We start from the raw sequence: 26,591 nt of genomic DNA, 5'->3' as shown, positions 1-26,591 counted from the left end.
ATGGCCCCTGATGGCCCCCGGAGTGCCCGGAATTCGGGGTTCTCCCCGAGCGCACCCTGAGCGGGCCGGGCGGCGGCTGAGGAGCGGGCCCGGGACAAGCCTGCTGGTGTCGGGCCGGTCCACATGTGACGATCGTGGTGATGAGCCAGCCAGCAGCCGCGCCGACGGGCGGATCCTCGACGAACGAGGACCGACCCGAGTCGACGCCTGCGCAGAACCAGTGGCGGTACAAGGGCTGGGGCCCGAAGGGACCAGGCCAGTACCAAGGCCCGTACGCCGCCTACGCCGCGCGGATGGGTCAGCAGCAGCACGGCGCCCCAGGTGGGCCGCCCACCGGTCCGGGCCAGCCGGGGCCGGGACCGCAGGCACCGGGACAGCAGGGGCCTGGGCAGCCTGCTCCGCCGCCGCGACCGGCGTCCGACCCGCCGCGCCGGGCGTACCGGCGTACCGAGGGACGGGTGATCGCCGGTGTGGCCGGTGGTGTCGCGGACCACCTCGGCGTGTCCGACACCGTCGTGCGGTTGGTCCTGATCGCGACCACGGTGTTCGGCGGATTCGGCGTACTGATCTATGCGGCGCTGTGGTTCCTGATGCCGTTGGCGCCGGAGACGGTGCCGAACGCGCCCGGCCTGGCCGCGCACACCCGCAGCGGGCTGCGCTCGGACGAGCCGCCGGCGCCGGTGACCGAGGCGAAGCAGCGGAAGCGGGAGAAGAGCCGCGGCCAGCTGCCGGCGTTGGTGGCGATCGGCATCGGTGTGTTGCTGCTGCTCCAGGTCGCCGGGTTCGGCGTCGCCGGCAAGCTGTTCTGGCCGCTGGTGTTCGCCGCGGCCGGTCTGGCGCTGATCTGGCGGCAGGCGGACGAGAACCAGAAGGACAAGTGGGCGCAGGACATCCGGGTCCCGATCCTCGGGCTGGTGCTCGGCAAGGGCGGCTGGAAGTCGCTGGTCCGGATCGCCGTCGGGCTGATCCTGATCGGTACGGCGGTCACCCTGTTCCTGGTCCAGAACGGCCGGCTCTCGATGGTCGGCGACGTACTGATCGCGCTGCTGCTCGCGGTGGTCGGGATCGGCGTCATCGCCGGGCCCTGGGTGCACCGGCTGACCCGCGACCTGAACGCCGAGCGCGCCGAACGGGTCCGCTCGCAGGAGCGCGCCGACATGGCCGCGCACCTGCACGACTCGGTGCTGCAGACGCTCGCGCTGATCCAGAAGCAGTCCGACGACCCGAAGGCGGTCGCCCGGCTGGCGCGCTCCCAGGAACGTGAACTGCGGTCCTGGCTGTACGACGAGGACGACAACGCGGACCAGACACTGGCCAGCGCCGCGAAGCGGGCCGCCGCCGAGGTCGAGGACTCGCACGGCGTACCGATCGAGGTGATCACGGTCGGTGACTGTGACCTGACCGAGCCGCTGTCGTCGATGGTCCGGGCCGCCCGGGAGTCGATGGTGAACGCCGCCAAGCACTCCGGCGCTGCGAAGATCGACGTGTTCGTCGAGGTGGACGGGGACCGTGTGGAGATGTTCGTCCGGGACCGCGGCAAGGGGTTCGTCGTCGACGAGGTCCCGGACGATCGGCTCGGCTTGCGGCACAGTGTGATGGGCAGGATGGAACGGCACGGCGGCCGCGCGACGGTGCGGTCCGATCCGGAGACAGGGACCGAAGTGCGACTGGAGATGGACAGATGAGCAGCAGGCGGGTTGTCGTCGTCGACGATCACGATATGTTCCGGGCCGGGGTACGCAGCGAGATCGGCGCCTCGGTCGACATCGTCGGGGAGGGTTCCGACGTCGACACCGCGGTGAAGGCGATCGTCGGCACCGAGCCCGACGTCGTTCTCCTCGACGTGCACCTGCCCGGCGGCGGTGGCACCGAGGTGATGAAGCAGGTCCACCAGCGGCACCCGGACATCAAGTTCCTGGCGCTGTCGGTGTCGGACGCAGCCGAGGACGTGATCGGCGTGATCCGGGCCGGCGCCCGCGGGTACGTCACCAAGAACATCTCCGGCGCCGAGCTGGTGGACGCGATCAACCGGGTCGCCGACGGTGACGCCGTGTTCTCGCCGCGGCTGGCCGGGTTCGTGCTGGACGCGTTCTCGGGCGCCATCGACATCGCGTCGGTGGACGAGGACCTCGATCGGCTGTCGCAGCGCGAGCGCGAGGTACTGCGCCTGATCGCCCGCGGCTACGCCTACAAAGAGGTCGCCCGCGAGCTCTTCATCTCGGTGAAGACCGTCGAGACCCACGTCTCCTCGGTCCTGCGCAAACTCCAGCTCTCGAACCGCCACGAACTCACCCGCTGGGCAACAGACCGCCGCTTGGTCTGACTACAGCACACGAGAACGCCCCGGCCGCGCGACGGCCGGGGCGTTCTGCTGTGATCAGCTGATCGTGACGATCTTGTTCGCGGAGTACGCCGGGGCGTGGTCCGCGTCACCCGGGAAGAAGACCCGGTACGCGATCTGGCCGCGGACGGCGGGCTTGATGCCGAACGCGTACTTGCCCGAGGTGCTGAGCTTCACCGAGGCGATCGACTTCCAGACCTTGTTCCCGTACTGCTGCAGGTACACGGGCTGACCGGCGTGCGCAGGAGCGACGTACCCGCTCAACGCGGTCGCCTGCCCGAGCCGGATCGACGCCGGCGCCAGCGTGGCCGAGATCGTCGGCGCCACCTGCACGGTGATGTCGGCGCTCCGGGTGCCCATCAGGTCCGCGTCTCCGGGGAACGTCAGCATGTACACCGACGACACCAGGGGCTTGTGCGCCACCGCGAGGGTCCCGGTCGACGACGTCTTCAACGCCGCCAGCAGGGCGAACTTCGTGGAGTTCTTCGGCCGCACGTAGACGTTGACCGGCAGACCGGCGTACACCTTGTTGTCGATCCGCAGGGTGCTGCCCTTGATCGTGATCGAGCCGCCGTAGTTGACCAGCGTCGAGGTCGTGCTGATCCCGGACTTCATCCCGAGCAACTGGGTCACCGAGGCCGGGCCGACCCGCCCTTCACGGTCCTTGATCCAGGCCGCGAAGGTGTACGTCGTTCCTTGCGCCAGCCCGGTCGCCTTGACCGAGGACGCCGTACCGGCGTAGACGAGCGTGCCGGTGTCCAGGGCCGGCGCCTTGGTCCCGGCGGCGACCCGGACCACAACCTGCCCGAAGTCGGTCATCTCCGGCAGCGTCCAGTTCAGGGTCGCGGCGAGGTACGCGCCGCTCGCGTCGAACGCCTTCAGCTGGCTCGGGTACCAGTCGATCGTGCTGAAACTGGTCAGCACCGGAGCCAGCGCAGTCCCGTCCGCCTCGTGCACGCCGGAGACCGAGACCTTGTACGGCGCGTTGTCGACGAGCTGTGCCGCCGGCGTGATCGTCGCCTTCAGCGTCGCGGCGTCGTAGCTGACCGTGGCGGGGATCGTCGCCAGGGTCTTGCCGTTCAGCAGTTTCACCGTGCTGCCGTCGACCGTGGTCGCGTCGACGGGTCGTGCGAAGGTCACCGACGGCTTCGACGTCAGCGCGGCGTCGTCGGACAGGTCACCGGGGAGGACGTCGCGGACCGGGTACGCCTCGCCGGTCGTCGTCGCGCCCGCGCTGACCAGTGAGATGTTCAAGCCGTAGGAGCGATCCACGCGGGAACCGTTGTAGTTGCGGACCTGGATGTACGAGACCCCGGAATCGATGGGGACATCGAGGGTTGCTGTCAGCGGAGCGTTCGTGGACCAGTCCGCCGGGTAGGGGTTCTGGGCGAACCCGATGCGGTGCAGGTCCTTGTCGTAGACCGTCACCACCGGAGCGAAGTTCTGCGGGAGGTCCGCTGTGTAGGCGGGACCCGAGACGGTGACCCGCATCGTGCGGGCGCCCGTCGGGTGCACGAAGTACCAATCGACCTCGCCCTCGGTGTTCGTCACGCCGCCGGTGCTCAGACCGAACCCGATCGGCAGGTCGCCGAGGTTGCGGGCGCGAGCCGGCTCGTCGTCGGCTGCCTTGAGCGGAGGCCCCGGGAAGTCCGCGGCCCAGCTGCCGCCGAGTGCGGCGTACGCGTCGAGGACGCCGGCGCCGTAGTACGGGTCGGTGCCGCGCGGGCCCGCGTCGCGGGCCACGGTCTCGAGTCGCGCCGCCACCTGGGTGGGCGTGAGGGTCGGCCACTTGTTCTTCATCAAGGCGGCGACACCCGCGACGATCGGCGCGGAGCAGGAGGTGCCGGTGCAGAGCCAGTACGGGTCGTAACCGGGCTCGGTCAGGCTGCGCGCGCCGGTGCTGACGATGTCCCAGCCGGGCGCCGCGATATCGACCCAGTCGCCGTACGAGCTGAAGTCGGTCAGCCGGCCGGTGGCGTCGGTCGCCGCGACCGCGATCACCTCGGGGTACGACGCCGGGAACTGCACCGCGTCGCTGCCGTCGTTCCCGGCCGCGACGACGACCACAGCGCCCTTGGCGACGGCGTACTTCACGGCGTCGTGGAGGACCTGGTCGTCGCCCGGTCCGCCGAGCGACAGGTTGATCACACTGGCGCCGTGGTCGGCCGCCCAGGTGATCCCGTTGGCGACGTCGGCGTCGTACCCCTCGCCGTTCGCGTCGAGGACCTTGACCGGCATCGCCTTCGCGGACCAGCCGACCCCGGCCACGCCGGCGCCGTTGTTGGCCGACGCCGCGATGATGCCCAGCGTCATCGTGCCGTGACCGTTGTCGTCGTTCGGAGCGGTCGTCGGCGCGAGCACGTTGTAGCCGGCGACCAGATGGCCGGCGAGGTCCGGGTGACCCGCGTCGACACCGGTGTCGACGACCGCGATCACCTGGTTGCCGGTCGACTTCGACACGTCCCACGCCTGCGGCATGCGGACGGTGTTCAGGTACGACGCCTGGCCGACACCGCCGCTGACCGGGTAATAGGTGTCGTTCGGGACCGCCGTGGTGTGGCGCTTGTAGTTCAGTGAGGCCAGCTCGACGGCAGGGTCGGCCTTGGCCTTCTTCAGAAGCTCCGGCGCGGACAGCGTGCCGCTGAGCCTGACGATGCTCGAGGTGACCGGTTGCTTCGCGGTGGCACCGAGCTTCGAGACCGCGGCCCGGCGGGCGGACGCGGTGGCCTTGCTCTTGAACTTCACCAGCACGGAGTTCGGCTCGAACTCGGGCTTCGCGTCGTGGTGCGCGCTGACCGCCGGGCGGTACGGGCGCAGTTCGGCGGCCGACCCGGACGAACCGGTGACGACGATCACGCCGGCGGCGACCAGGGCCGCGGGCACGACCAGGCGCAGCAGATGAGTAGGACGGGACAGCACAGGGACCCCCAGAGCGCCGCGAGCGGCGGATCGCCGAACCCGCTGCCGTGGTTCGGGCGCTGTCCGGTGGGTCGCGAGCGCGACCCGAGTCCTAGATCGGAGAAGTCCCTGGTGTCGTTACACGGTCAGCGGTTCGCGGAGGTGTAGGGGAGCAGGGCCATCTCGCGGGCGTTCTTGATCGCGCGGGCGACCTGTTTCTGCTGCTGGACGGACAGGCCGGTGACGCGGCGGGAGCGGATCTTGCCGCGGTCGGAGATGAACCTGCGCAGCAGCGCGGTGTCCTTGTAGTCGATGTAGGTGATGCCGTCGCGGTCCAGCGGGTTCTGCTTCGGCTTGCGCTTGCCGGTCGGGGCCGGGCGTCGGGCCATGGCGCCGCTCCTTTGTTGAATGTCGTTTTCAACTAGCGTAGCGCAAGTGGTCACCGGTGGCGCGTTTCGGCCAGGGCATGGATTCGCCACTCCGATCCGGCCGTCCGGGCTTGGTGGCTGTTATACCGTCGACATCATGGAGCGGAATCTCACTGCCGATCAGCTGGCGCTCTTCGAGAAGGAGTTCGCGTCGAACCCGCAGTACCGGGTGATGCAGAACGCCGTCACGCAGACCCCGGTCAACAGCATCGCCCTGGATCGCCAGGTCGTCACGTCGATGGACCATTCGGTGTCCCATCTGCTGGACGACTGGAAGGTGACCAACCAGAAGAAGAGTGGGCGGTGCTGGCTGTTCGCCGGGCTGAACCTGCTCCGCGTCGGTGCGGCCGAGAAGCTGGGTGTCAAGGACTTCGAGTTCTCCCAGAACTACCTGCTGTTCTGGGACAAGTTCGAGCGGTCGAACTTCTTCCTCGAGGCGATCATCGACACCGCGGACCGGGACGCCGACGACCGCACGGTCGCGCACCTGCTGTCCGACCCGATCGGTGACGGCGGCCAGTGGAACATGTTCGTCGCGCTGGTGCAGAAGCACGGTCTGGTGCCGAAGTCGGCGATGCCGGAGACCGAGAGCTCGTCCGCGACCGCGCAGCTGAACGACGCCCTCCGCAAGCTGCTCCGCCAGGGTGCGCGCGACCTGCGGGCGCTCGACGGCGACGAGACCCGCCGCGACCGCAAGCGCGAGATCCTGACCACCGTGCACCGGGTGCTGAGCATCCACCTCGGCACGCCGCCGCAGAAGTTCCTGTGGCAGTGGAAGGACAGCGACAAGGGCTTCCACCGCGACGGCTGGACCACTCCGACCGAGTTCGCGGCGGCGTACGTGCAGCTGCCGGTCGACGAGTACGTCTGCCTGGTGCACGACCCGCGCTCGACCAGCCCGGTCGGCAAGACCTTCACCGTGGACTTCCTCGGCAACATCGTGGACGCCCCGCCGGTGGTGTACCTGAACGTCGAGATCGACCTGATCAAGAAGCTCACCCAGGACGCGATCGTCGGCGGCGAGCCGGTCTGGTTCGGCTGCGACGTCGGCAAGCAGATGAACGCCGACCTCGGCTTCTGGGACGCCAAGCTGTACGACTACAGCGCGATCTACGACACCGAGTTCACGCTGGACAAGGCCGAGCGCCTGGTGCACCACGAGACCCTGATGACGCACGCGATGCTGTTCACCGGCGTCGACGTGGTCGACGGCGAGCCGCGCCGCTGGCGGGTCGAGAACAGCTGGGGCGACGAGAAGGCCGACAGCGGCTTCTGGACCATGAACGACTCGTGGTTCGGCGAGCACGTCTTCGAGGTCGCCGTACGGCGCTCCGCGCTGCCGGCCGAGCTCCAGGCGCGCCTCGACGACGAGCCGATCGTCCTCCCGGCCTGGGACCCGATGGGCGCCCTCGCCGACTGACCGCACTCCGTACACCAAGGACCCTGGCCCCCTGCGGGCCGGGGTCCTTCTACGTTGAGAGCCCGATTTCAGGGCCCGATTTCAGGGCCAGTTTCAGAGGCCGGTTTCAGAGGCCGCGGAGGGCGGCGCCGAGACGGTGCAGGCGTCGGCGGCGCGGGCGGATGCTGAGGGTGCGGCCTTGCGGGCGGGCGGCAGCGACGGTCGCGGCGCGCGCCGCCAGGTCGTCGTCGAGCGGCTCGAGTACGTCGACGGCGTACCGGCGCCGGACGGCCTGGAGCAGCAGGTGGTCGGCGAGTGCGGGATTCTTCGGCAGGACCGGCCCGTGCAGATAGGTGCCGATCGTGTTGCCGGTCACCGCGCCCTCGTCACCGGTCCGGCCGTTGTTGCCGAAGCCCTGCCGCACCGTGCCGAGCGGCTGCTGGCCGGGATCGAGGACGGTCCGGCCGGAGTGGTTCTCGAAGCCGACCAACTGCCCGAACCGGCTGTCCACGACGATGTTCCCGATCATCCGCTGCCGCCGGACGGTGGTGGTCGCGCCGAAGATCCCGAGGCCTGGGTACCGCCGGCCGTCGGCGTCGACGAATTCCCGGCCGAACAGCTGGTAGCTTCCGCAGATCAACAGCATCGGGACCCCAGCGGCGGAAATTCTGCGCAATTCGCTGCCGCGCTCCAGCAAATCGTCGGCCAGTGCCGATTGACCGGAATTCTGCCCGCCGCCACCGAAGAGCAGGTCGACCGCGCAGAAGTCGAAAGGAATACCCGGTTCCACGGCCGTCACCTCGGTCCGGAATCCGCGCCATTCCAGCCGTTTCCGCAACGTGATGACATTCCCCAGGTCGCCGTACACGTTCAGGTCCCGGGGATACAGATGGGCGATCCGCAGGGGTTTCATGCCGCGGCCCGCCGGCCGAGCGTGCGGCGGATCTGCAGCATCGCGGTGTACGTCGGCAGCACGAACGCGTCGCCGCCGGGTGGCAGGCCGGACAGCAAGCGGGTGAGCCCGTCGTCGAGGCTGCGCGCCACCGTCGCCTCCGTCCCGGCGTAGTGCAGTCGCAGCGCGATCTCCGCGGCCCGCGTGCCGGCCACGACGACCTCCGGCCGGGTCGGCGCCAGCGCCTCGAGGGCGACGTCCCACAGCCACGACACGTCCCGTCCGTCGGCCGGCAGGTCGTTGACGGCGATCAGCACCCGGAGCGGTGCCCGCCCGACCAGGAAGGTGTCCAGCACCTGCGCGAACCCGGTCGGGTTCTTGATCAGCAGCAGCCACAACGTCCGGCCGTCGATCTCCGTCTTCTCGACGCGCCCGAACGCGGCCTCGGTGGTCCGCACTGCCTGCGCGCTCAACGCCGGCGCGAGGCCCAGCCCTGTCGTCAGGCCGACGGCCGCCAGGGCGTTGTAGAGGTTGTACGTGCCGGACAGGCCGTACCGCATCCGCTGCGGTACGCCGTGCGCGGACAGGGAGAACGTGGTGCCGTCCAGGTCCGCCTGCTCGACCCCAGTGACCGCGACGTCCGGCGTGGGCCGGTCGAAGTCGCCGTTCGGGCAGCGGTAGTGGCCGAGATGGCTGTAGAAGACCTGGCTGAACACCAGCCGTGCGCCACAGCGCGGGCAACGATCCGAGTCGGCCGCGGACATCGAACCGGCCGAGCGGATCGGGAGGTGCTCGATGCCGAAGTAGCTGACCAGGTCCGGTGCTGCCGCGGCGTCGGCGAGACTCGCGACGCGGGCGTCGTCGGCGTTCAGGTACAGCCGTGCGTTGGTGGCCGCGATGCCTTCTGCCAGCAGCTCGGCGGTCGTGTCGACCTCGCCGTACCGGTCGAGCTGGTCGCGGAACAGGTTCAGTACGACGATGTGCCGCGGCCGCAGCTCCGGTACGACGAGGCGCAGGCTGGCCTCGTCGACCTCGAAGACGCCGATCGTCGCGCCGGTGCGACCGCGCAGGTCGGCCGCCGTGACCAGGGCCGAAACGATCCCGCTGCGCAGGTTCGCGCCGCTGGCGTTGGTGAGCACGGTCTCGCCGCCGAGCCGCAGCGCGGCGACGATCAGCTTGGTGGTCGTGGTCTTTCCGTTGGTCCCGGTCACCAGAATGCTGCCGTGCGGTAATTCAGCCGCCAATTTCCCGGCCAAATCCGGAGCGATCTTCCCGGCGATCGCACCAGGGATCACCTGGCCGCCGCGGCCGAGCCGACGGCTGAGGCCGGCGGCGGTCCGGGCGACAGCGATCGCGGCCTTTTCTCGCATAGGAAAAGTCTAGATCCGCCGGTCAACAGAAACTCAGCGTCCGCTCAGCTCAGGAAATGCTCAGGAAAAGGCTCAGGGAATGCTCAGCGAATCAGTGATAATGCCTCGGCGGGGCGTTCCAGGGTGGGCAGGTGGCCGGCCCACGGGAGGTGGATGCGGTCCGCGTTCGGCAGGCGTTCGGCCAGGTAGTCCGCGGAGTCCGTGAAGAACTTGAAGTCGTGGGCGCCGGTGATCAGGCGGACCGGCATCGTCATCTTCTCCGGTTCGACCGGGTACTCCTCGTTGTCCACGTCGTCACCCGCGGCGAGCTGTACGTCGTACGCGCGCTTCTGCATCACCCGCAGCAGTTCCCGGGCCTCGTCGTCGGCGTCCGGCCCGATCCAGCGCCGTACCGTCAGATCCGTCGCGCCGTCGACGTCGCCCGCCTCCAGCAGCTTGTTCTCTGCGCCCCACAACGCCCGCAGCTCGTCGTCCGGCTCCACGTTGTCGGTCGGCGCACACAGCAACACCAGCCGCCCGAACCGCGCCGGCTCCCGACTCGCCATCTGCTGCACCACATACCCGCCGTACGACGCTCCGACCGCGGTCACCGCCGACGCACCGACCTCGTCGAGCACCGCGAGCAAGTCACCGGCATCGGAGTACTTCGCTCCCGCCTCCAACGGCGTCTCGCCGTACCCCCGCAAGTCCACCGTGATCACCCGATGGTCCACAGCCAGCGCGCTGACCTCGCGCTCCCACATCCGCGAGTCAGCAACCCCCGCATGCACCAGCAAAACATCCGGGCCCACCCCGGCAACCCCAAAAGAAATCGTCATGCGTGAACCCTCACCCCAATCACCCCCACCCGCAAAACATTAACCAGCAGATAGCCTGCGCAGGTGTTCACGCTTTCCGAACCACCCGTGTTCACCCGGTTACGTGACGCCCGGCGGGTCCTCGTCGCCGGTGCGGGTGGCGGCTTCGACGTGTACGCCGGAGTACCCCTCGCGCTCGCCTTGGTTGCGCAGGGGAAAGAGGTTGAGTTCGCGAACCTGTCGTTCGCCGAGCTCGGTGAAGTGCAGGAGTGGCTGACGCCGGGTGTGGCAGTGGTTCGGCCGGACAGCCGCGGTCGTCCGGAGTACTTCCCGGAGCGGGTGTTGTCGCGTTGGCTCGAGTCGAAGGACCTTTCGTCGACGGTGTACGCGTTCCCGCGGACGGGCGTCGCGCCGCTGCGCGCGGCGTACGAAGCTCTGGTCGGGCATCTCGGGATCGACGCGGTCGTGCTGGTCGACGGTGGCACCGACATCCTGATGCGCGGAGACGAAGCCGGTCTGGGTACGCCGGAGGAGGACATGGCGAGCCTCGGCGCGTTGTCCCGGATCTCCGGGATCGAGCGGCTCGTCGTCTGCCTCGGCTTCGGGATCGATGCGTACCACGGCGTCAACCACGTGGATGTGCTCGAGAATCTCGCCGCGCTGAGCCGGACCGGTGACTACCTGGGCGCGGTGTCGATCCCACCGGCGTCGGCCGAGGCAGCGGCGTACCTGGACCTCGTCGACTACGCGCAGCTCGTGACGCCCGTCAGGCCGAGCATCGTCAACGGCCAGATCGCCGCCGCGCTGCGTGGTGACTTCGGCGACGTCCAGTTCACCGCCCGGACGGCAGGTGGTGAGCTCCTCGTGAATCCCCTGATGGCCCTGTACTTCGCGGTCGACCTCGACGGCCTCGCACGTTCAGTCGGCTACCTGGACGAGCTCGAAGGAACCGAGCATCCTGCGCAGATCTCGCGGGTGATCGAGAGGCATCGCGAAGGGACGAGATTGCGCCCGCGCCGGGTGTTTCCGCACTAGGGGAGGCGGATGACGGTGAAGGCTTCGGCTTGGTGGTTTGGGGGGAAGCCGGCGGTTTGGGCGAGGCGGGTGGAGTTGGTGCGGATGTGGGTGCGGAGGGCTTCGGGGTTGCGGTGCTGGCTGGTGTGGGACATCAGGGCGGACATCTTCTGGTCGAAGGTGTCGGTGATGTCGACGTAGTGGTTGCGTTCGGGGTGTTCCATCATCCAGAGCTCGCCCACGTCCCACGCTTCCTCGTCGAGGTCGGGATACGCGTAGGGGTTGCCGGCCGCGGGGTAGAAGGCGCGGACGGTGGCTTCGGCGGCGGAGAGGTGGTCGGGGTGGGAGACCGGGAGGCGTGCCCACCAGCGTTCGGGGGACTGGCTGAGCAAGCGTTGCGGGCGGACCTTGCGGATCACCTGGCTGATGTCGCGGACCAGCTGTGGTGTCGGCTCGACCTCGCCGTCGGAGTAGCCGAGGAAGTGCAGGTCGTGGACGCCGACGTGCTGCGCGGCGGTGGTCTGTTCGGCCCGGCGTACGGCGGGGATCTCGGCGCGATCGCGGTCGGGTTCGAAACCACCGGCCTGGCCGTCGGTGACGATGCAGTAGTGCACCTCGATGCCGGCCTTGGTCCACAGGGCGACCGAGCCGGCGCCGCCGAAGTCGATGTCGTCCGGGTGCGCGACCACCGCCAGGATCCGCTCGATCTCGCTGTCCGGTCGGGGATTCGCCTCAGGCACGGTCACCCGACGACCCTAGCCGCTTGCCTCGGCGTGCACAGTGGAAAACATGGAGTTCGGTGGTGTGTGCGACCCGCGCGAGGCCGGGCTCGACCCCGACCGGCTGGGGGAAGCGGTCGGGCTGATCGAGGCCCGGGGGCTGGTCGCGCAGCTGTGTGTCGTGCGGCACGGGCGCATCGTCGTGGACCGTTCGTTCGGCTGTGCACCGAACGCGTTGTTCTGGCTCTTCTCCGCGAGCAAGCCGTACCTCGCCGTAGCGATCCACCAGCTCGTCGAGGCCCGCCGGTTGCACCTCGACGACGCGATCGCGGCGTACTGGCCGGAGTTCGCCCACAACGGCAAGCGGGAGATCACGGTTCGCGAGGTGCTGCGGCACCGCTCCGGGTTGTCCAACGCCGGGTCGTACGTCGGCGAGGTCCGCGCCATGACCGACTGGAACCGTTCCTTGCACCGGATCGCGGAGGCCAAGCCCCGCTGGCCGCTCGGCACCGTCGCCTACAGCCCACTGGCCTTCGGCTTCATCCTCGGCGAGGTCGCCAATCGTTGCAGCGGCACCCCGATCGACGAGCTGGTACGCCGTTCCGTCATTGCACCGCTCGGCGTCCACGACACGTACCTCGGCCTGCCCGGCGAGCTCTGGGGCTGGCACGTCCCGATCCACGCGACCGGTCCGATCGGGCCGTTCATCCAGTCCGTCGTGAACCGGCGCAGTACCCGGGAGGCCGTCGTACCGGCGGCCGGCATCTCGACGACCGCGCGGGACCTCGCGGTGCTCTATCAAGCGTTGCTGAACGGCGGGACGGCGCCGCGGGGACAGTTGCTGCGGCCGGAGACGCTCGCTGTCGCGGTCGAGCCGTCCAGCGAGGGCGAGATGGACCGGACTGCTCGAGCTCCGATCCGCTGGTCGCAAGGGTTCCAGCTCGGCGGACCGCGCTGGGTGGAAGGCGCGGTGTCGTCGCTCGGATCGTTGAGCAGCCCGCGGGCGTTCGGCCACAACGGCAGCAACTGCTGCATCGGCTGGGCCGACCCGGACCGGCAGATCGCCTACGCGTACCTGACCAACCGCGTCGGCCGGCCGAACACCGACCAACTGCACCACGCCGCCGTCGCCGACAAGGTCCTCGAAGCGGCGAGCTAGGTATCTGCAGGCCATCACAATCGCCGGATCGCGCCGCGGCCCCGCGTGGGCGGCCGCCTTTCGAGCGATTGTGATGGCCTGGCGGTCCGGGTCACACCAGGGCGGAGGCGAGCGGGACGCGTTCGTTGATCACGTGGTCGACGATGCCGTACTCCTTGGCGCCGTCCGCGGTCAGTACGTGGTCGCGGTCGGTGTCGTGGCGGAGCTGCTCGATCGTCTGCCCGGTGTGCTTCGCGAGGATCGTCTCGACCTGGCTCCGGACCCGCACCACCTCGTCGGCCTGCAGGATCAGGTCCGGGATCGTGCCCTGACCGCGGCCGGCGGGCTGGTGCAGGACGACCCGCGCGTGCGGCAGTACGGCGCGACGTCCCGCCGTACCGCCCGCCAGCAGGACCGCGCCGGCGGAGATCGCCTGGCCGACGCAGAAGGTCGCGACCGGGGACTGGATGTACTGCATGGTGTCGTAGATCGCGAGCATCGCGGTCATGTCGCCGCCCTCGCAGTTGATGTACAGGTTGATCTCCTGCTCGGGTTTGTCGACCTCGAGGTGCAGGAGCTGGGCGATCAGCGCGTTCGCGACGCCGGCGTCGATCGCCGTACCCAGGTAGATGATCCGCTCGCTGAGCAGGTGCGAATAGACGTCCATGATCCGCTCACCGCGCGGATGCTGGGCGATGACGTTGGGGATCGTGTACGAGCTCATGCGGCAGCCTTCTTTCGGGGCATGACCTGGTCGAAGGACTCGACGATGTGGTCGATGAAGCCGTAGTCGCGGGCCTGGTCGGCGGTGTACCAGTGGTCGTGCAGCGAGTCCTCGTGCACGGTGTCGAACGGCTGGCCGGTGTCCTCGGCGATCAGTCCGAGTACGGTGTCGCGGATGTGCCGCAGGTCGTTCGCCTGGATCTCGATCTCGACGGCCGACCCGCCGATCCCGGCCGAGCCCTGGTGCATCAGCACCCGCGCGTGCCGCAGTGCGTAGCGTTTGCCCGGCGTCCCGGCCGACAGCAGGAACTGCCCGGCGCTGCAGGCCAGCCCGATCGCCAGCGTCGACACGTCGCACGGCACGGTCTGCATCACGTCGCGGATCGCGAGCATCGACGGCACCGAGCCGCCGGGCGAGTGGATCCAGAACGCGATGTCGGTGTCCGGGTCTTCGGCCGCCAGCGTCAGGATCTGCGTGACCAGCAGGGTCCCGAGGTCGTCGTCGAGGGCTCGGTCGAGTACGACGATCCGCTGCGCCAGCAACCGTTGCCGGGCGGTCTCGTTGAACAGCGGCGGTTTGATGTCTTCTGCCATGCCATCCACCTTGACCGCGCCGGTCGCGCCGTCCCAGCTTTTCTGCTGACGGCAAGTCTGCCCAGAGCAAACCTGCCCTTAGAGGGCTTTCGCGAGCCGGTCGTCGAAGCCGGACGGGACCGTGTGACCGAGGCCCGGGATCCGCTCGATCGTGCAACCGAGTGCGGTGAGCTGCTCGCCCAGATCATCCACGACCTCGAGCAGGTCGTCGTCGGCCCCGATCCAGATAGTTGCTGGCGACAACGGATCCGGCAGTTCCGCGAGCCCGCGCGCGATGTCTGCTGCGGCCTGCTCGGGGTCGGGCCAGGTCCTGTAGTTGGGCGACATTCGTCGGGACGACTGCACGCAGACCAACGCGTACCCGCGGTCCAGCACTCCTTCCCAGTCCGCCGGTGCCCGCGCCACCGTCTGCCCGGCGCCGTGCAGCGCAACCACCACGCCAACCGCCTCATCAGAGCACTCTAAGGTATGATGCTGTCCATGCGGACAGTAAAAAGTCCAGTCGGACAGCGACTGCAGTACCTCGACCGCCTGAAGCTCGCGCTGGTGGTGCTCGTGGTGCTGCACCACGCCGCCCAGCCGTACGGGCCGCCGGACTGGTGGTACGTGCACGGGACCGGCCGCTGGGAGCCGCTCGAACGGTTCACGGTCGTGAACGGCTCCTTCTTCATGGCCCTGTTCTTCGCGATCTCGGCGTACCTGCTGCCCCCGTCGTACGAACGCAAGGGCGCCCGCCGTTTCCTGCACGACCGGTTCCGCCGGATCGGCGCACCGTTCGTGTTCGGAGTCCTCGTGGTCGTCCCGGCGCTGATGTTCCTGCACCACCACACGTACGGCGACTTCCCGGAGTTCTCGTTCGCCCACCTGTGGTTCCTCCAGCACCTCCTGGTCTACGCGATCCTGTACGCCGTTTGGCGCCTCGCGATCCACCGCCGCCCGGTCGCCCAAGAGCCGCGCGCCCTGACCGGCCGAGCGATCGCAGCCTTCACGCTGCTCATCGGCCTGGGCACGTACGCGATCCGGATCAAGTGGCCCGTCGACACCTGGATCGGGATCCTCGAGTTCATCCAGGCCGAACCGTCCGACCTGATCCAGTACGGCGGTCTGTTCGTCGCCGGACTGCTCGCGTACAGGTACTACTGGCTGACCGGGATCACGCGGCGGGTCGGATACACCTGCCTCGCAATCGGCGCCGCGCTCGCGGTCGCGCACCTCGCGGCGCTGCCCGCACTGTCCCGGTTCTATGCGCCGGGCGGCGCGACCTTTCCGTCGTTCACCTGGTCGATGGTCGAGAGCACGATGTGCGTGACCTTGTGCGTCGGCCTCGTGGTGCTGTTCCGCGAGTACGCCGGCCGCCCGAACGCCGTCCTGGCCCGTTGGGGTGCGGCGTCGTTCACCGTGTATATCGTGCATGTGCCGGTGGTCGTCGTACTGCAGTTGCTCGTCCGCGATCTCGCAGCGGCACCGCCGGCGAAGTTCCTGCTGGTCGGTGCGGTCGCACTGCCGGTCAGTTTCGTACTGGCGGCCGGGTTGCGCCGCGTCCCCTACCTGCGCGCCTGGGTCGGGGCCTGACGACGGAGGCACGATGACCGACGCACGATCCTCGGACCTGACGGCGCGGGCGCGGTTGCGGCTCGCGGCGCTGAAGCTGTTCGCCGAGCACGGGTTCGAGGCGACGTCGACGCGGGCGATCGCGACCGAGGCCGGCGTGTCGCATGCGCTGCTGCGGCACCACTACGGCTCGAAGGACGGCCTGCGGGCGGCCGTCGACGAGGACGTGCTGAACACGTTCGACGAGGGGCTGGCGAAGCTCGACGCGAGCGATCTGGCCGCGCTCGGCCAGGTGACGGCGCAACTGTTCGGGGCGGACGAACTGCGGAGGAACTACCTGCGCCGGGTCCTGCTCGAGGGAGGTCCGGCCGGGATCGCCGTGTTCCATGGGCTGCTCGACGGGGCACGCCGGCACCTCGGCGCCTTGCGGACCGTCCCGCTGGACGAGGCCGACGCGCGCTGGGCGCCGTACCAGGCCCTGTTCCTGATCCTCGGGCCGATGCTGCTGGAGCCGGTGATGGCGCCGACCCTGGACACGCCGGTCTTCGCGGCCGGTCCGCTGGCCGAACGCAGCGCCGCCAACCAGCGATTCATCACCAAGGGCCTGCTCGACTGACCGCGTTTTCGGTAACTGTCGGCGGGAGCGCCTAAGGTGTTTGGTGATGACTACGCTGTTCTCGCCTGACGAGCTCCCGGTGCCACTCGAAGAGCCGAAGAAGTCCCGGACCGATCCGGACTCGCTGCTCGAGGGGCTGAATCCGCAGCAGCGCGCGGCCGTGGTGCACGCCGGCAAGCCGCTGCTGGTGGTCGCCGGTGCGGGCTCGGGCAAGACCCGGGTGCTGACCCGCCGGATCGCCTACCTGCTGGCGGCCCGGGACGCGCATCCCGGGTCGATCCTGGCGATCACGTTCACCAACAAGGCCGCCGCGGAGATGCGCGAGCGGGTCGTGGACCTGGTCGGCCCGCGGGCGAAGCTGATGTGGGTCTCGACGTTCCACTCGTCCTGTGTGCGGATCCTCCGCCGCGACATCAAGCGGTTCGGGATCAACTCGACGTTCTCGATCTACGACGACACCGACTCGCGCCGGCTGATGACGCTGGTCTGCCGCGAGCTCGACCTGGACGTCAAGCGGTACAACCCGCGCGCCGTACTGAACTGGATCAGCACCCAGAAGAACGAGCTGATCGACCACGAGACGTCCGCGGCGAAGGCGGAGAACCACCTCGAGCAGACGTACGCCGAGTGCTACAAGATCTACCAGGAGCGGCTCGCGCAGGCGAACGCACTGGACTTCGACGACCTGCTGATGACCACGGTCAACCTGCTGCAAGCCTTCCCCGAGGTCCGTGAGTACTACCGGCGTCGTTTCCGCCACGTGCTCGTCGACGAGTACCAGGACACCAACCACGCGCAGTACACGCTGATCCGTGAGCTCTGCGGTGAGGATCCGGCCGCCAGCAACGATCCAAATGGCAACGGCCCGACCGCGCCGCCGGCCGAGCTGATGGTCGTGGGTGACTCCGACCAGTCGATCTACGCCTTCCGGGGCGCGACGATCCGGAACATCCTCGCCTTCGAGGAGGACTTCACCGGCGCCGAGACGATCCTGCTGGAGCAGAACTACCGCTCCACGCAGACGATCCTGACCGCGGCCAACGCGGTGATCTCGCGCAACGAGGGCCGGATGGCGAAGAACCTCTGGTCCGACCAGGGCCAGGGCGAGCAGATCGCGGTGTATGTCGCCGACAACGAGCACGACGAGGCGCAGTTCGTCGCGGACGAGATCGACCGGTTGTCCGACGCCGACGGGGTGAAACCGTCCGACGTCGCGGTGTTCTACCGCACCAACGCGCAGTCCCGGGTGTTCGAAGAAGTCTTCATCCGCACCGGCCATCCGTACAAGGTGGTCGGTGGCGTCCGGTTCTACGAGCGCAAGGAGGTCCGCGACGCGCTCGCGTACCTGCGGGTGCTGGTGAACCCGGAGGACACCGTCTCGCTGCGCCGGATCATGAACGAGCCGAAGCGTGGGATCGGCGATCGTGCCGAGGCGGCGATCGAGTCGCTGGCGGCCCGGGACCGGATCTCGTTCGCGGCCGCGATGCGCCGCGCCCAGGACGCGCCGGCCATGGCGTCGCGCTCGGTGAACGCCGTCCAGGCCTTCGTGGACATCCTCGACGAGCTGACCGCGATGGTCGACTCGGGCGCGCCGCCGGACGACATCCTCGACGTCGCACTGCACCGCTCGGGGTACTACGAGGCGCTGCAGAAGTCCCCGGACCCGCAGGACGAGACCCGCCTGGAGAACCTGGACGAGTTCATCTCGGTCGCCCGCGAGTTCGTCGAGGAGCGGACGCAGGCCGGCGAGCCCGCCGACCTGCAGGCGTTCCTCGAGCGGGTCGCGCTGGTCGCCGACGCCGACCAGATCCCGGACGCCGCCGACGACGGTGGTGTGGTCACGCTGATGACACTGCACACCGCGAAGGGCCTGGAGTTCCCGGTGGTCTTCCTGACCGGCATGGAGGACGGGGTCTTCCCGCACTCCCGCTCGCTCACCGACCTCAAGGAGCTCGAGGAAGAGCGCCGGCTCGCGTACGTCGGGATCACCCGCGCCCGCCAGCGGCTGTCGATCTCCCGCGCCGCGGTGCGATCGGCGTACGGCGCTCCGCAGCACAACCCGCCGTCGCGGTTCCTGGAGGAGATCCCGGCCGAACTGCTCGACTGGCGGCGCGACGAGTCCGCGATCACCCGCTGGTCCGGCACCGGGACAACCCGCGGCAGCGGCATCCCGAGCAGGTACGAGCCGACCCGCAAGTCGGCCTCCGACAAGCCCGTGATCAGCCTGAACCCGGGGGACCGGGTGGTGCACGACAGCTTCGGGATGGGCACCGTCGTGGTGGTCCGCGGCGAGGGTCAACAGGCCCAGGCGGACATCGATTTCGGGTCGGAAGGCGTCAAGCGACTCCTCCTGCGCTACGCGCCGGTGGAGAAGATCTGAGTCAACTTCTTGGACTGATGCGTTGCATCTGGCCCGGAGATTGAGACAATCAAGCATCTTCGGCCCCTCTAAGGGAAGCGCCCGCTCATGTCCAAGTCGTCGGCCAGCAACCGCCGGATCATCCTGGCGGGAGCGAATCCTGGCCTCCGGCTGTTCGACGAGCGGGGCAAAGTCACGGCGTACGCCTCGATCTGGATGGTCGACTGGTCGATCCGGGGCTCCGGGACCGCGGTCGTGCTCTGGTTCGACGGGATCGTCCGGGTGGTGTCCGAGGACGTCGACCTGGCGTCCTGGCTGGAGCGGTACTTCGTGCGCTCGTTCCTCGAGGTCCAGGGGCTGCCGTGGCACGAGCCGGCCGTCGAGCGGGACCTGGTGCAGGTCTCGATGAACCTCGCCAACGGGCTGACCGCGAAGGCCGCCGACATCCAGATCGAGATGAGCGGAGTGCTGGACCGGCGGTTGTTCGCGACCGACAACTTCCAGCTCGCCGACGGCAACCACAGTTTGAGCCTGGTGATCGCGCCGGTCCGGTCCGCGACGGTCTCGATCGGCGGCGCCTCGGTGCCGGGCTTCGTCCAGGTCGACGGCTCACCCGACAAACCCGGCTCATCCGCGTTCCTCACCACCGCCGAGGTCTGGCAGCGCTGAGCGCTCCGCGATGGCTGTTATGGCCTGGCGTTGCGGAGGCGGATGCCGCTCCACTCGAGGCTGCTGGCGACGGTCTCGGCCCAGAAGTCGTGGAGCCGCGGTAGGACCCGCAACTGGATTCCGGCCTCGTCGTGCAACGCGAACAGGTCGCCGACACGCTCCGGCGGGCCGAGCGGCCGCACCTCGGTAGTAGCGACGTACGCCGCGTCGTGCTCGACGAAGTCGGCGGCCGGCAGCCGGTAGGCGTACAGCTCGACCGAGCGCATCGCGCCCAACCAGCCGTACTCGACGGCGTGGACGCGGGTGCCGGAGCCGACGCCGATGATCCGCTCGCGGTCCTCGGGAGTCGTCGAGGGGCCCACCCACGCCATCGCGCGGGGGCACTGCCTCGGGAACCAGTAGTCCGGGGCCCGGTCGTAGCCGACGGCCCAGACGTACGCCGTTGCCTGCAGCGCCGTCTTCGCGACGTGCGGCCGGAAGATCTCGATGGTCGGGTCTTCGGAGAAGTGCAGAACCTCACCAGTTGCCGGACGCATGCGCCGCAGCTTAGCCGCGCAGGTGTGTGGTGCTGAAAGGGTTTTGGGTCAGCCCGCGGTGTACGGGTCCAAGCCGCAGTGGTTGCGCAGCCAGGGCGCCGGGTCGATCGGCTCGCCGCCGTCCGGCCGGACCTCGAAGTGCAGGTGCGGGCCGGTGGTGTTGCCGGTCATCCCGACGGCGCCGACCTGGTCACCGGCGTACACGGTCTCGCCGACCGACACGCTGAACTTCGACATGTGGTTGTACCAGGTGACGGTGCCGTCCTCGTGCCGGACCTGAACCTGGCGGCCGTACGGGCCGGCCCAGTCGGCGAAGATCACGACGCCCTTCTGTACGGCGCCGATCTTGGTGCCGATCGGGGCGGCGAAGTCGAGGCCGGTGTGGTTGTGCGCCCAGCGGTTGCCGCCCTGACCGAAGGTCGCGGTGATGTGGTACCCGGTCAGCATGATTTCGCAGCGGGTGGCCGACTCACGGGCCTTCTTCTCGGCCAGTTCGGCCTTGGCCTTCGCGACGGCCAGCGCGTTCGCGCGCTTCGCGGTGAGGGCCTGGGTGGCGGTCAGCTTCGCGGCGCGGGCCTTGGCCAGCTGTGCGGCAGCGGACTGCTTCTTGGTGGTGCTCGCCGGGTCGGCCAGCTGGACCCGGGAGGAGTCCCGGGTGGCGAGCTGGCGCGCCTGGATCCGTGCCGTGGTGATGCCGGACAGCTGTTGCCCACTGTCCAGGCTGAGCGCGGCGAGGTTCACCGCGGAGTTCGCCTGGGTCGGTGACGACAGGGCACTGTGGCTGAAGCCGACAGCTCCGGCGGCTGCGGCGAGCGCAGCGGTCAGTCCGACGATCTGGGTGCTGCTGGGGGTATTACGCCTGGCAACGCGATGCTTGGCACTGCGACGTCCTGCGCCGGTCTTGCGCGCAGCATTGCCGGGCGTGACGCGGTCTCCCGCGGCACGGTGCTGGGACACAACGTGGCCTTTCGGTCACAGGGGAGGGGCTTGAGGAAGAGCTAGGGAGGCTCGTCCCGTCCCCTCGGAGGGTTTATTCCCCGGGAGGACTCACAGACCATAACGGAAGGGTCACGGGGTGACAAACCCATCTGGGTAGTTTTCCGGCGCGCCTTCACGAAACTTTTGCATGAGCGGCTGCACGTGCATCGGCCGCGAGCGCCGAGAAGCCTGCGCAGTCAGGCAGTTTTGGGCTGTTCGTCCCAATCCGCCAGGACGCCGGTGATCTTGTGCACGACCTCGCCATGGAAGGGCAACGACAGGTGGCCCACGCCGTGGATGCGGACGTTGTTCGCGAGCAGGTCCGGGTGCCGGATCCGGGCGCGCCGCTGCGGAACGATCAACTGGTCGACATCGCTGTAGAACGCGAGGAAGCGGGTCCGGCAGTCCGGCGCCGGCTCAGCCAGCTCGGTCATCAGATCGCTGTCCGGCCGGACCTGCTTGACCAGGGGCCAGGGCAACAACTTGGCCGCGACCGTCCCCTGGTGCGGCGTCCCGAGGGTCACGCAGGTGTGCACCCGCGCGTCGCCGCCGAGCCGCTGGACGTAGTACCGCGCGATCAACCCACCGAGGCTGTGCCCGATGACGTGGATCTGGTCCGACCCTGACGCCTCACAGATCGCTTCGATCTCCTCTCCCATCCGCTCGGCGGTACGGCGTACGTCCAGCGTCAACGGTGAGTACGAGAAGGTGTGGATGCTGCTGAAGCCGCGACGGACGAGGTGGCGGCGCATCAACGTGAAGATCGTGTGGTTGTCGATGATCCCGTGCGCGAGCAGGATCGGCGTACCGGCGGCGCGGACGTCGCTGACCAGCAGGCCGCGCTGGGCCGGACCGAGGCCGGCCAGGTTCAGGCGGGGCAGTGCGCCGGAGTCGGGGGCCTTGCCGAGGACGCCGAGCGGGTACATCGCCAGGTGGGTCGTCAGCCAGCCGATCTCGACGGCTGCCCCGTGCAACACGCTGGGTGAGAGCGCGGAGCGGGCGCCGTACGCGAGTCCGTCCAGCGCGCCGCGGACTTCGTCCTGCCAGGAACTCATGGCGGCTCCTCACCAAACCAGACCCCCCGGTGGTCCGATCTCCTTCCAAAGTAACCGCTTCCGGTTCCGCGTGTCGGGGAACACACGCCTCCGTGTCTTATCCGTGAGGTTCGCAGCGGTTAGCCTGCCCACATGCCTGCTACGAGTCCGCTGCGCGTTGTCGTCGCCAAACCCGGTCTGGACGGACACGACCGCGGTGCCAAGGTCGTCGCCCGTGCCCTGCGGGACGCCGGCATGGAGGTCATCTACACCGGGCTGCACCAGACGCCGGAGCAGATCGTCGAGACCGCGATCGCCGAGGACGCCGACGCGATCGGCCTGTCGGTGCTGTCCGGCGCGCACATGACGCTGTTCAAGCGGGTGCGCGAGCTGCTGGTGGAGCGGGACGCGGAGGACATCGTGGTGTTCGGCGGCGGGATTATCCCGGACGCCGACCTGCAGCCGCTGGCCGAGTTGGGCGTGCACAAGATCTTCACTCCGGGTGCCACCACGACCGAGATCGTCGAGTGGGTCCGGGGCCACGTCGGCGACGCCTCGGCCTCACCTGCCTGACCCGTTAGGGCGTGTCTCCCAATCCCCCGCCTACTGCGCGGCACTCGGCACGGCACCTCGCCGCACGGGATCAAAGGCCACGATGCTCCGCATCGAGACCTTCGCTCCCGCGCGCCGAGCTACCGCACCGAGCACCTGCTCGCTACGGCGCGGGATTGGGAGACACGCCCTAGCGGAGTCCCGGATCCGCTCCGGAGCGTGATGGCGACTGCCCGGAGTCGATCTGAACAGTCCTGCCCATTTCAGTCAGGTTACTAATCGGTAATACCGAATCGTTAGGAAATGCCCGGTTGTGCGGGCTTCCCAAACGCGGTCGCATACAGCCATGCGGTTGTCCGTTTCAGAGACCGTCGAGCTGGGGTGTGTGTGGCTCAGAACACATCACCCCGTTCTCGGTTACTGTCCGGACAGGGCGGATCGCAGTGCGGTGGGGGTCTGCGAACTGCTGGCGCAGGACCCAAGCGATGTCCCAAATCGGGAGAGGGCAGGTAAACGATGAGGTTTGAACGATCACACGCACGCAGGACGGCTTTCGTAGCCGTCGCAGGCAGCTTGGCGCTGCTCGCCACCGCGTGTGGTAGTGGCGACAGCGGAAGCAGCAGCGGCGGGGGCAGCAGCGCGGCAGGGGCACTCGAGGGCCGGGGGCCGATCACCTTCGCCACCGGTAAGGACACGTCGGGCTTCCTGCCGAAGCAGCTTGCTGCCTGGAACTCGTCACACCCGAACGAGAAGGTCGAGCTGAAGGAACTGCCCGAGGACGCTGACGCGCAGCGCCAGCAGATGGTTCAGAACGCGCAGGCCAAGTCCGACGCGTTCACGGTGCTGAACATGGACGTCGTCTGGACGTCGGAGTTCGCCGCGAACCAGTGGATCACCCAGATCCCCGAGGACAAGGTGCCCGACCTGGGCAAGCTGATCCCGGCGACCGTCGAGACCGCGAAGTACCGCGACAAGCTCTACGGTGTCCCGATCACCTCCGACGGCGGTCTGCTCTACTACCGCAAGGACCTGCTGACCAAGGCCGGCGTCACCGAGCCGCCGAAGACCTGGGACGAGATGCTCGCCGCCTGCCAGAAGGTGGCCGCGCTGCCCGAGGCCAAGGGCATGAGCTGCTACTCGGGCCAGTTCGAGAAGTACGAGGGCCTCACGGTCAACTTCTCCGAGGCCGTCAACTCCGCCGGCGGCGAGATCGTCGGCAAGGACGGCAAGCCGAACGTCAACACCCCGGAGGCCAAGGCCGGTCTCGAGGAGCTGGTGAACGGGTTCAAGACCGGCGCCATCCCGAAGGCCGCGATCACCTACAAGGAGGAGGAGTCCCGCCGCGCGTTCCAGGACGGCAAGCTGCTCTTCCTGCGCAACTGGCCGTACGTGTACTCCCTGGCGAACAAGACCGACGGCTCGTCGAAGATCGCCGGCAAGTTCGCGGTCGCGCCGCTGCCGGGTAAGTCCGGTCCGGGCGTCTCCTCGCTCGGTGGTCACGACTACGCGATCAGCTCGTACGCCAAGAACAAGGCGACTGCGATCGACTTCATCAACTTCATGGCGAGCGAGGCCCGCCAGAAGGCGAATATCGAGGCGACCTCGCAGGCTCCGACCTGGCAGTCGCTGTACGACGACCCGACGCTGTCCAAGCAGTTCCCGTACCTCGCGCCGCTGAAGGCGTCGATCCTCGGTGCGCAGCCGCGCCCGAAGGTGGTCAAGTACGGCGACGTCACGGCTGCCATTCAGGCCGCGGCGTACGACTCGCTGAACGGCACGGTGGCGCCGGACAAGGCGCTGGCCGACCTGCAGACCAAGCTGCAGTCGATCATCACGCAATGACCGTCGTGCCGGGGCCGGTGAGTGGAGAAGTACTGACCACGCACCGGCCCCGGCCAGTCCCTGCCCGGGTTCCTGCTCGGGAAGTCAAAAGGAGTCTCAGGTGACTGCAAATGCGCCGGTCGTCGATCGACCGGCCAAGAAAGAGAAGCACCCGACGAGTTTCAACGAGGGCACCGGCCGGCTGGCCGCGATCCTGCTCTCGCCGACGTTGCTCGTGCTCGCCGTGGTGGTGCTGTTCCCGATCATCGCGGCATTGCGCGAATCTCTGTTCCAGAGCGGCCAGCACCTCGACGCGAACGGGTTCGTCGTCCAGGGATCGACGTTCGTCGGTCTGCAGAACTACACCGACATCTTCAAGGGCGATACCGGACACCGGTTCTGGAACGCCTTCTGGAACACGACGTTCTTCACGGTCGTCTGCGTCATCCTGGAAACCATCCTCGGCGTCGCGATGGCGCTGATCATGCACAAGGCCTTCAAGGGCCGCGGCATCGTCCGGGCCAGCATCCTGGTCCCGTGGGCGATTCCGACCGTCATCTCGGCGCTGCTGTGGAAGTGGATCTTCCAGGCCGACGGTATCGCCAACGCCCTGCTCGGCACTCAGGTGCTGTGGTCGACGGAGGGCTGGCAGTCGAAGTTCTCCGTGGTGATCGCGGACACCTGGAAGACCGCACCGTTCATCGGCCTTCTGGTCCTGGCCGGGCTGCAGACCATCCCGGCCGAGGTCTACGAGGCCGCCAAGGTGGACGGGGCGAACGCATGGCAGGCCTTCCTGCGGATCACGATGCCGCTGGTGAAGCCGGCGCTGCTGGTGGCAGTGTTGTTCCGGATCCTCGACACGCTGCGGATCTTCGACCTTCCGTTCGTGCTCGTGGGCGCGCACAAGGACTCGGTCGAGACGCTCTCGATGCTCGCCTACGACGAAGCGTCCAATGTCAGATACGGACCAGCGGCCGCCTACGCGACAGTGCTGTTCGTGTACGTCGCGGTGGTGGCTTACCTCTTCGTGAAGATCCTCGGCGCCGACGTGATCGGTGAGGCCCGGGCCAGGAAGAGCGGAGGCCGCCGGAAGAAGGGTGGCGGCTCGGGGACCAAGGCCGCGCGGGCCGCGGTCGCCGTGGGTGCCGCTCCCGGTACAGGAGGAAACGTCTGATGGCCACCGACATCCCGCAGGTGCGGGCCGGCGAGAACGCCGCGCTCAAGCGCTGGCTGCCGCTGCTCGGCGTCGCGATCATCGTGATCTACTGCCTGGCGCCGTTCTACTGGATGGTCGTGTCGGCGTTCCGCCGGCCGTCCGACCAGTTCTCGAACAAGTTGATCCCGGCACCGTTCTCGATGCAGAACTTCAAGGACGTGTTCAGCGGTGACAACGGCTTCGGGCGGGGTCTGCTGAACAGCCTGATCGTGGCCGGGTCGGTGACGATCCTGACGCTGATCATCGGCATGGTAGCGGCGTACACGCTGGCGCGGCTGGACTTCAAGTTCAAGAATGTCGTGCTGGCGATCATCATCACCACGTCGATGTTCCCGGGCATCTCGCTGGTGGTGCCGCTGCTGAAGCTGTTCGTCAACATCGGCTGGATCAACACCTACCAGGCGATGATCGTGCCCAGCCTGTCGTTCGCACTGCCGCTGGCGGTGTGGAACCTGACCGCGTTCTTCCGGCAGATGCCGCAGGAGCTCGAGCAGGCGGCGATGGTGGACGGCTGTACGCCGGCCCAGGCGTTCCGCAAGATCATCATCCCGTTGGCGGCGCCCGGTGTGTTCACCACCGCGATCATCACGTTCATCGCGGCCTGGAACGAGTTCCTGATCGCGCTGAGCATGACCAACAAGAAGTCGATCCAGACGGCGAACGTGATCATCTCGCAGTTCACCGGTACGACGGGCCGTGACCAACCCTTCGGCAGCCAGATGGCCGCCGGTGTGATCGTCACGATCCCGCTCGTGATCGCCGTCCTGCTGTTCCAGCGCCGGATCGTCGCAGGCCTCACGGCAGGTGGCGTGAAGTGAGCCTGTTCCGCCGCCAGCAGGAGGACCGCGACCGGCGCGACCGGGACCGGGGGGGGGGGGGGCGGCGCGCGCGCCCCCGCCCGGCCGCGCGCGCGCCCCGCGCGCCCCCGCCGCGCGGGCGCGCCGGG

At 68.6% G+C, this 26,591-nt stretch carries 25 protein-coding genes; 13 read left to right on the top strand and 12 right to left on the bottom strand.

Annotated features, from left to right (window positions below):
* Positions 1–140 precede the first annotated feature (140 nt).
* The gene (locus tag ACWGID_RS40345) at positions 141–1,685 is read left to right on the top strand and encodes a PspC domain-containing protein (RefSeq protein ID WP_452204673.1); all 1,545 of its coding nucleotides are present in this window, start codon (positions 141–143) and stop codon (positions 1,683–1,685) included.
* A complete protein-coding gene (locus tag ACWGID_RS40340; protein WP_452204672.1) occupies positions 1,682–2,323 on the top strand; it encodes a response regulator in 642 nt (213 codons plus the stop codon). The genes ACWGID_RS40345 and ACWGID_RS40340 overlap by 4 nt, the downstream gene beginning before the upstream one ends.
* Before the next feature lie 54 nt (positions 2,324–2,377).
* Here ACWGID_RS40340 and ACWGID_RS40335 read toward each other — a convergent pair whose 3' ends face one another.
* Together ACWGID_RS40335 and rpsR are read right to left on the bottom strand one after the other, a co-directional pair.
* Complete coding sequence (locus ACWGID_RS40335) at positions 2,378–5,260, bottom strand: S8 family serine peptidase (RefSeq protein ID WP_452204671.1); 2,883 nt, start codon at positions 5,258–5,260, stop codon at positions 2,378–2,380.
* Between the two features lie 125 nt (positions 5,261–5,385).
* A complete protein-coding gene (gene rpsR, locus ACWGID_RS40330) occupies positions 5,386–5,628 on the bottom strand; it encodes a 30S ribosomal protein S18 (RefSeq protein ID WP_452204670.1) in 243 nt (80 codons plus the stop codon).
* A 136-nt stretch (positions 5,629–5,764) separates the two neighbouring features.
* Between rpsR and ACWGID_RS40325 the strand changes: the two genes are divergently transcribed.
* Positions 5,765–7,087 carry an aminopeptidase C gene (locus ACWGID_RS40325; protein ID WP_452204669.1) on the top strand — a complete coding sequence of 441 codons (1,323 nt, stop codon included), beginning with the start codon at positions 5,765–5,767 and terminating at the stop codon, positions 7,085–7,087.
* A gap of 106 nt (positions 7,088–7,193) precedes the next feature.
* On the opposite strand, the gene ACWGID_RS40320 is transcribed toward ACWGID_RS40325, so the two are convergent.
* From ACWGID_RS40320 to ACWGID_RS40310, 3 genes are all read right to left on the bottom strand, one after another.
* Entirely contained in the window at positions 7,194–7,979 is a 786-nt protein-coding gene (locus ACWGID_RS40320; RefSeq protein WP_452204668.1) for a type 1 glutamine amidotransferase, read from the bottom strand.
* Entirely contained in the window at positions 7,976–9,328 is a 1,353-nt protein-coding gene (locus ACWGID_RS40315) for a MurT ligase domain-containing protein (protein WP_452204667.1), read from the bottom strand. Before ACWGID_RS40315 ends, ACWGID_RS40320 begins: the two co-directional genes overlap by 4 nt.
* Before the next feature lie 83 nt (positions 9,329–9,411).
* Positions 9,412–10,146, bottom strand: coding sequence for an alpha/beta fold hydrolase (locus ACWGID_RS40310; protein WP_452204666.1), 735 nt, complete (start codon positions 10,144–10,146; stop codon positions 9,412–9,414).
* Positions 10,147–10,209: 63 nt separating this feature from the next.
* On the opposite strand from ACWGID_RS40310, the gene ACWGID_RS40305 reads away from it, so the two are divergent.
* Positions 10,210–11,160, top strand: a complete 951-nt coding sequence (locus ACWGID_RS40305; protein ID WP_452204665.1) for a DUF1152 domain-containing protein — start codon at positions 10,210–10,212, stop codon at positions 11,158–11,160.
* Here ACWGID_RS40305 and ACWGID_RS40300 read toward each other — a convergent pair.
* Positions 11,157–11,885 (bottom strand): PIG-L deacetylase family protein, encoded by a 729-nt coding sequence (locus tag ACWGID_RS40300; protein ID WP_452204664.1) that lies wholly within the window; start codon positions 11,883–11,885, stop codon positions 11,157–11,159. The two genes, ACWGID_RS40305 and ACWGID_RS40300, sit on opposite strands and share 4 nt — an antisense overlap.
* 43 nt (positions 11,886–11,928) lie before the next feature.
* Here ACWGID_RS40300 and ACWGID_RS40295 point away from each other — a divergent pair, with 43 nt between their 5' ends.
* Positions 11,929–13,017 carry a serine hydrolase domain-containing protein gene (locus tag ACWGID_RS40295; protein ID WP_452204663.1) on the top strand — a complete coding sequence of 363 codons (1,089 nt, stop codon included), beginning with the start codon at positions 11,929–11,931 and terminating at the stop codon, positions 13,015–13,017.
* Positions 13,018–13,108: 91 nt separating this feature from the next.
* Here the strand turns inward: ACWGID_RS40295 and ACWGID_RS40290 are convergent, their stop codons facing one another.
* The 3 genes from ACWGID_RS40290 to ACWGID_RS40280 all read right to left on the bottom strand — a co-directional run bounded on the left by ACWGID_RS40290 (position 13,109) and on the right by ACWGID_RS40280 (position 14,751).
* Positions 13,109–13,720 (bottom strand): ClpP family protease, encoded by a 612-nt coding sequence (locus ACWGID_RS40290; RefSeq protein WP_452204662.1) that lies wholly within the window; start codon positions 13,718–13,720, stop codon positions 13,109–13,111.
* Complete coding sequence (locus tag ACWGID_RS40285; RefSeq protein WP_452204661.1) at positions 13,717–14,313, bottom strand: ClpP family protease; 597 nt, start codon at positions 14,311–14,313, stop codon at positions 13,717–13,719. Before ACWGID_RS40285 ends, ACWGID_RS40290 begins: the two co-directional genes overlap by 4 nt.
* Positions 14,314–14,391: 78 nt before the next feature.
* The gene (locus tag ACWGID_RS40280; RefSeq protein WP_452204660.1) at positions 14,392–14,751 is read right to left on the bottom strand and encodes a hypothetical protein; all 360 of its coding nucleotides are present in this window, start codon (positions 14,749–14,751) and stop codon (positions 14,392–14,394) included.
* Between the two features lie 42 nt (positions 14,752–14,793).
* Between ACWGID_RS40280 and ACWGID_RS40275 the strand changes: the two genes are divergently transcribed.
* From ACWGID_RS40275 to ACWGID_RS40260, 4 genes are all read left to right on the top strand, one after another.
* The gene (locus ACWGID_RS40275; RefSeq protein ID WP_452204659.1) at positions 14,794–15,885 is read left to right on the top strand and encodes an acyltransferase family protein; all 1,092 of its coding nucleotides are present in this window, start codon (positions 14,794–14,796) and stop codon (positions 15,883–15,885) included.
* Between the two features lie 13 nt (positions 15,886–15,898).
* Positions 15,899–16,480 (top strand): TetR/AcrR family transcriptional regulator, encoded by a 582-nt coding sequence (locus tag ACWGID_RS40270; RefSeq protein ID WP_452204658.1) that lies wholly within the window; start codon positions 15,899–15,901, stop codon positions 16,478–16,480.
* Positions 16,481–16,526: 46 nt separating this feature from the next.
* On the top strand, positions 16,527–18,860 hold the full coding sequence (gene pcrA, locus ACWGID_RS40265) for a DNA helicase PcrA (RefSeq protein ID WP_452204657.1): 2,334 nt from the start codon (positions 16,527–16,529) through the stop codon (positions 18,858–18,860).
* A gap of 87 nt (positions 18,861–18,947) precedes the next feature.
* Positions 18,948–19,508, top strand: a complete 561-nt coding sequence (locus tag ACWGID_RS40260; RefSeq protein WP_452204656.1) for a hypothetical protein — start codon at positions 18,948–18,950, stop codon at positions 19,506–19,508.
* Between the two features lie 17 nt (positions 19,509–19,525).
* Here ACWGID_RS40260 and ACWGID_RS40255 read toward each other — a convergent pair whose 3' ends face one another.
* The 3 genes from ACWGID_RS40255 to ACWGID_RS40245 all read right to left on the bottom strand — a co-directional run bounded on the left by ACWGID_RS40255 (position 19,526) and on the right by ACWGID_RS40245 (position 22,077).
* Positions 19,526–20,044: a DUF6886 family protein gene (locus ACWGID_RS40255; protein ID WP_452204655.1), complete on the bottom strand. Its 519-nt coding sequence runs from the start codon at positions 20,042–20,044 to the stop codon at positions 19,526–19,528.
* A gap of 48 nt (positions 20,045–20,092) precedes the next feature.
* A complete protein-coding gene (locus ACWGID_RS40250; RefSeq protein WP_452204654.1) occupies positions 20,093–21,001 on the bottom strand; it encodes a M23 family metallopeptidase in 909 nt (302 codons plus the stop codon).
* 218 nt (positions 21,002–21,219) lie between these two features.
* Positions 21,220–22,077 carry an esterase/lipase family protein gene (locus ACWGID_RS40245; RefSeq protein ID WP_452204653.1) on the bottom strand — a complete coding sequence of 286 codons (858 nt, stop codon included), beginning with the start codon at positions 22,075–22,077 and terminating at the stop codon, positions 21,220–21,222.
* A gap of 132 nt (positions 22,078–22,209) precedes the next feature.
* On the opposite strand from ACWGID_RS40245, the gene ACWGID_RS40240 reads away from it, so the two are divergent.
* The 4 genes from ACWGID_RS40240 (at position 22,210) to ACWGID_RS40225 (ending at position 26,463) form a co-directional block, all read left to right on the top strand.
* The gene (locus tag ACWGID_RS40240; protein ID WP_452204652.1) at positions 22,210–22,629 is read left to right on the top strand and encodes a cobalamin B12-binding domain-containing protein; all 420 of its coding nucleotides are present in this window, start codon (positions 22,210–22,212) and stop codon (positions 22,627–22,629) included.
* A gap of 552 nt (positions 22,630–23,181) precedes the next feature.
* Complete coding sequence (locus ACWGID_RS40235; RefSeq protein WP_452204651.1) at positions 23,182–24,450, top strand: ABC transporter substrate-binding protein; 1,269 nt, start codon at positions 23,182–23,184, stop codon at positions 24,448–24,450.
* 100 nt (positions 24,451–24,550) lie between these two features.
* Positions 24,551–25,603: a carbohydrate ABC transporter permease gene (locus ACWGID_RS40230; RefSeq protein WP_452204650.1), complete on the top strand. Its 1,053-nt coding sequence runs from the start codon at positions 24,551–24,553 to the stop codon at positions 25,601–25,603.
* Positions 25,603–26,463 (top strand): carbohydrate ABC transporter permease, encoded by an 861-nt coding sequence (locus tag ACWGID_RS40225; RefSeq protein ID WP_452204649.1) that lies wholly within the window; start codon positions 25,603–25,605, stop codon positions 26,461–26,463. The genes ACWGID_RS40230 and ACWGID_RS40225 overlap by 1 nt, the downstream gene beginning before the upstream one ends.
* The last annotated feature ends 128 nt before the right edge of the window (positions 26,464–26,591 follow it).

The sequence above is a fragment of the Kribbella sp. NPDC054772 genome, assembly GCF_053611945.1.
This window is presented reverse-complemented; position numbering and strand designations above follow the sequence as displayed.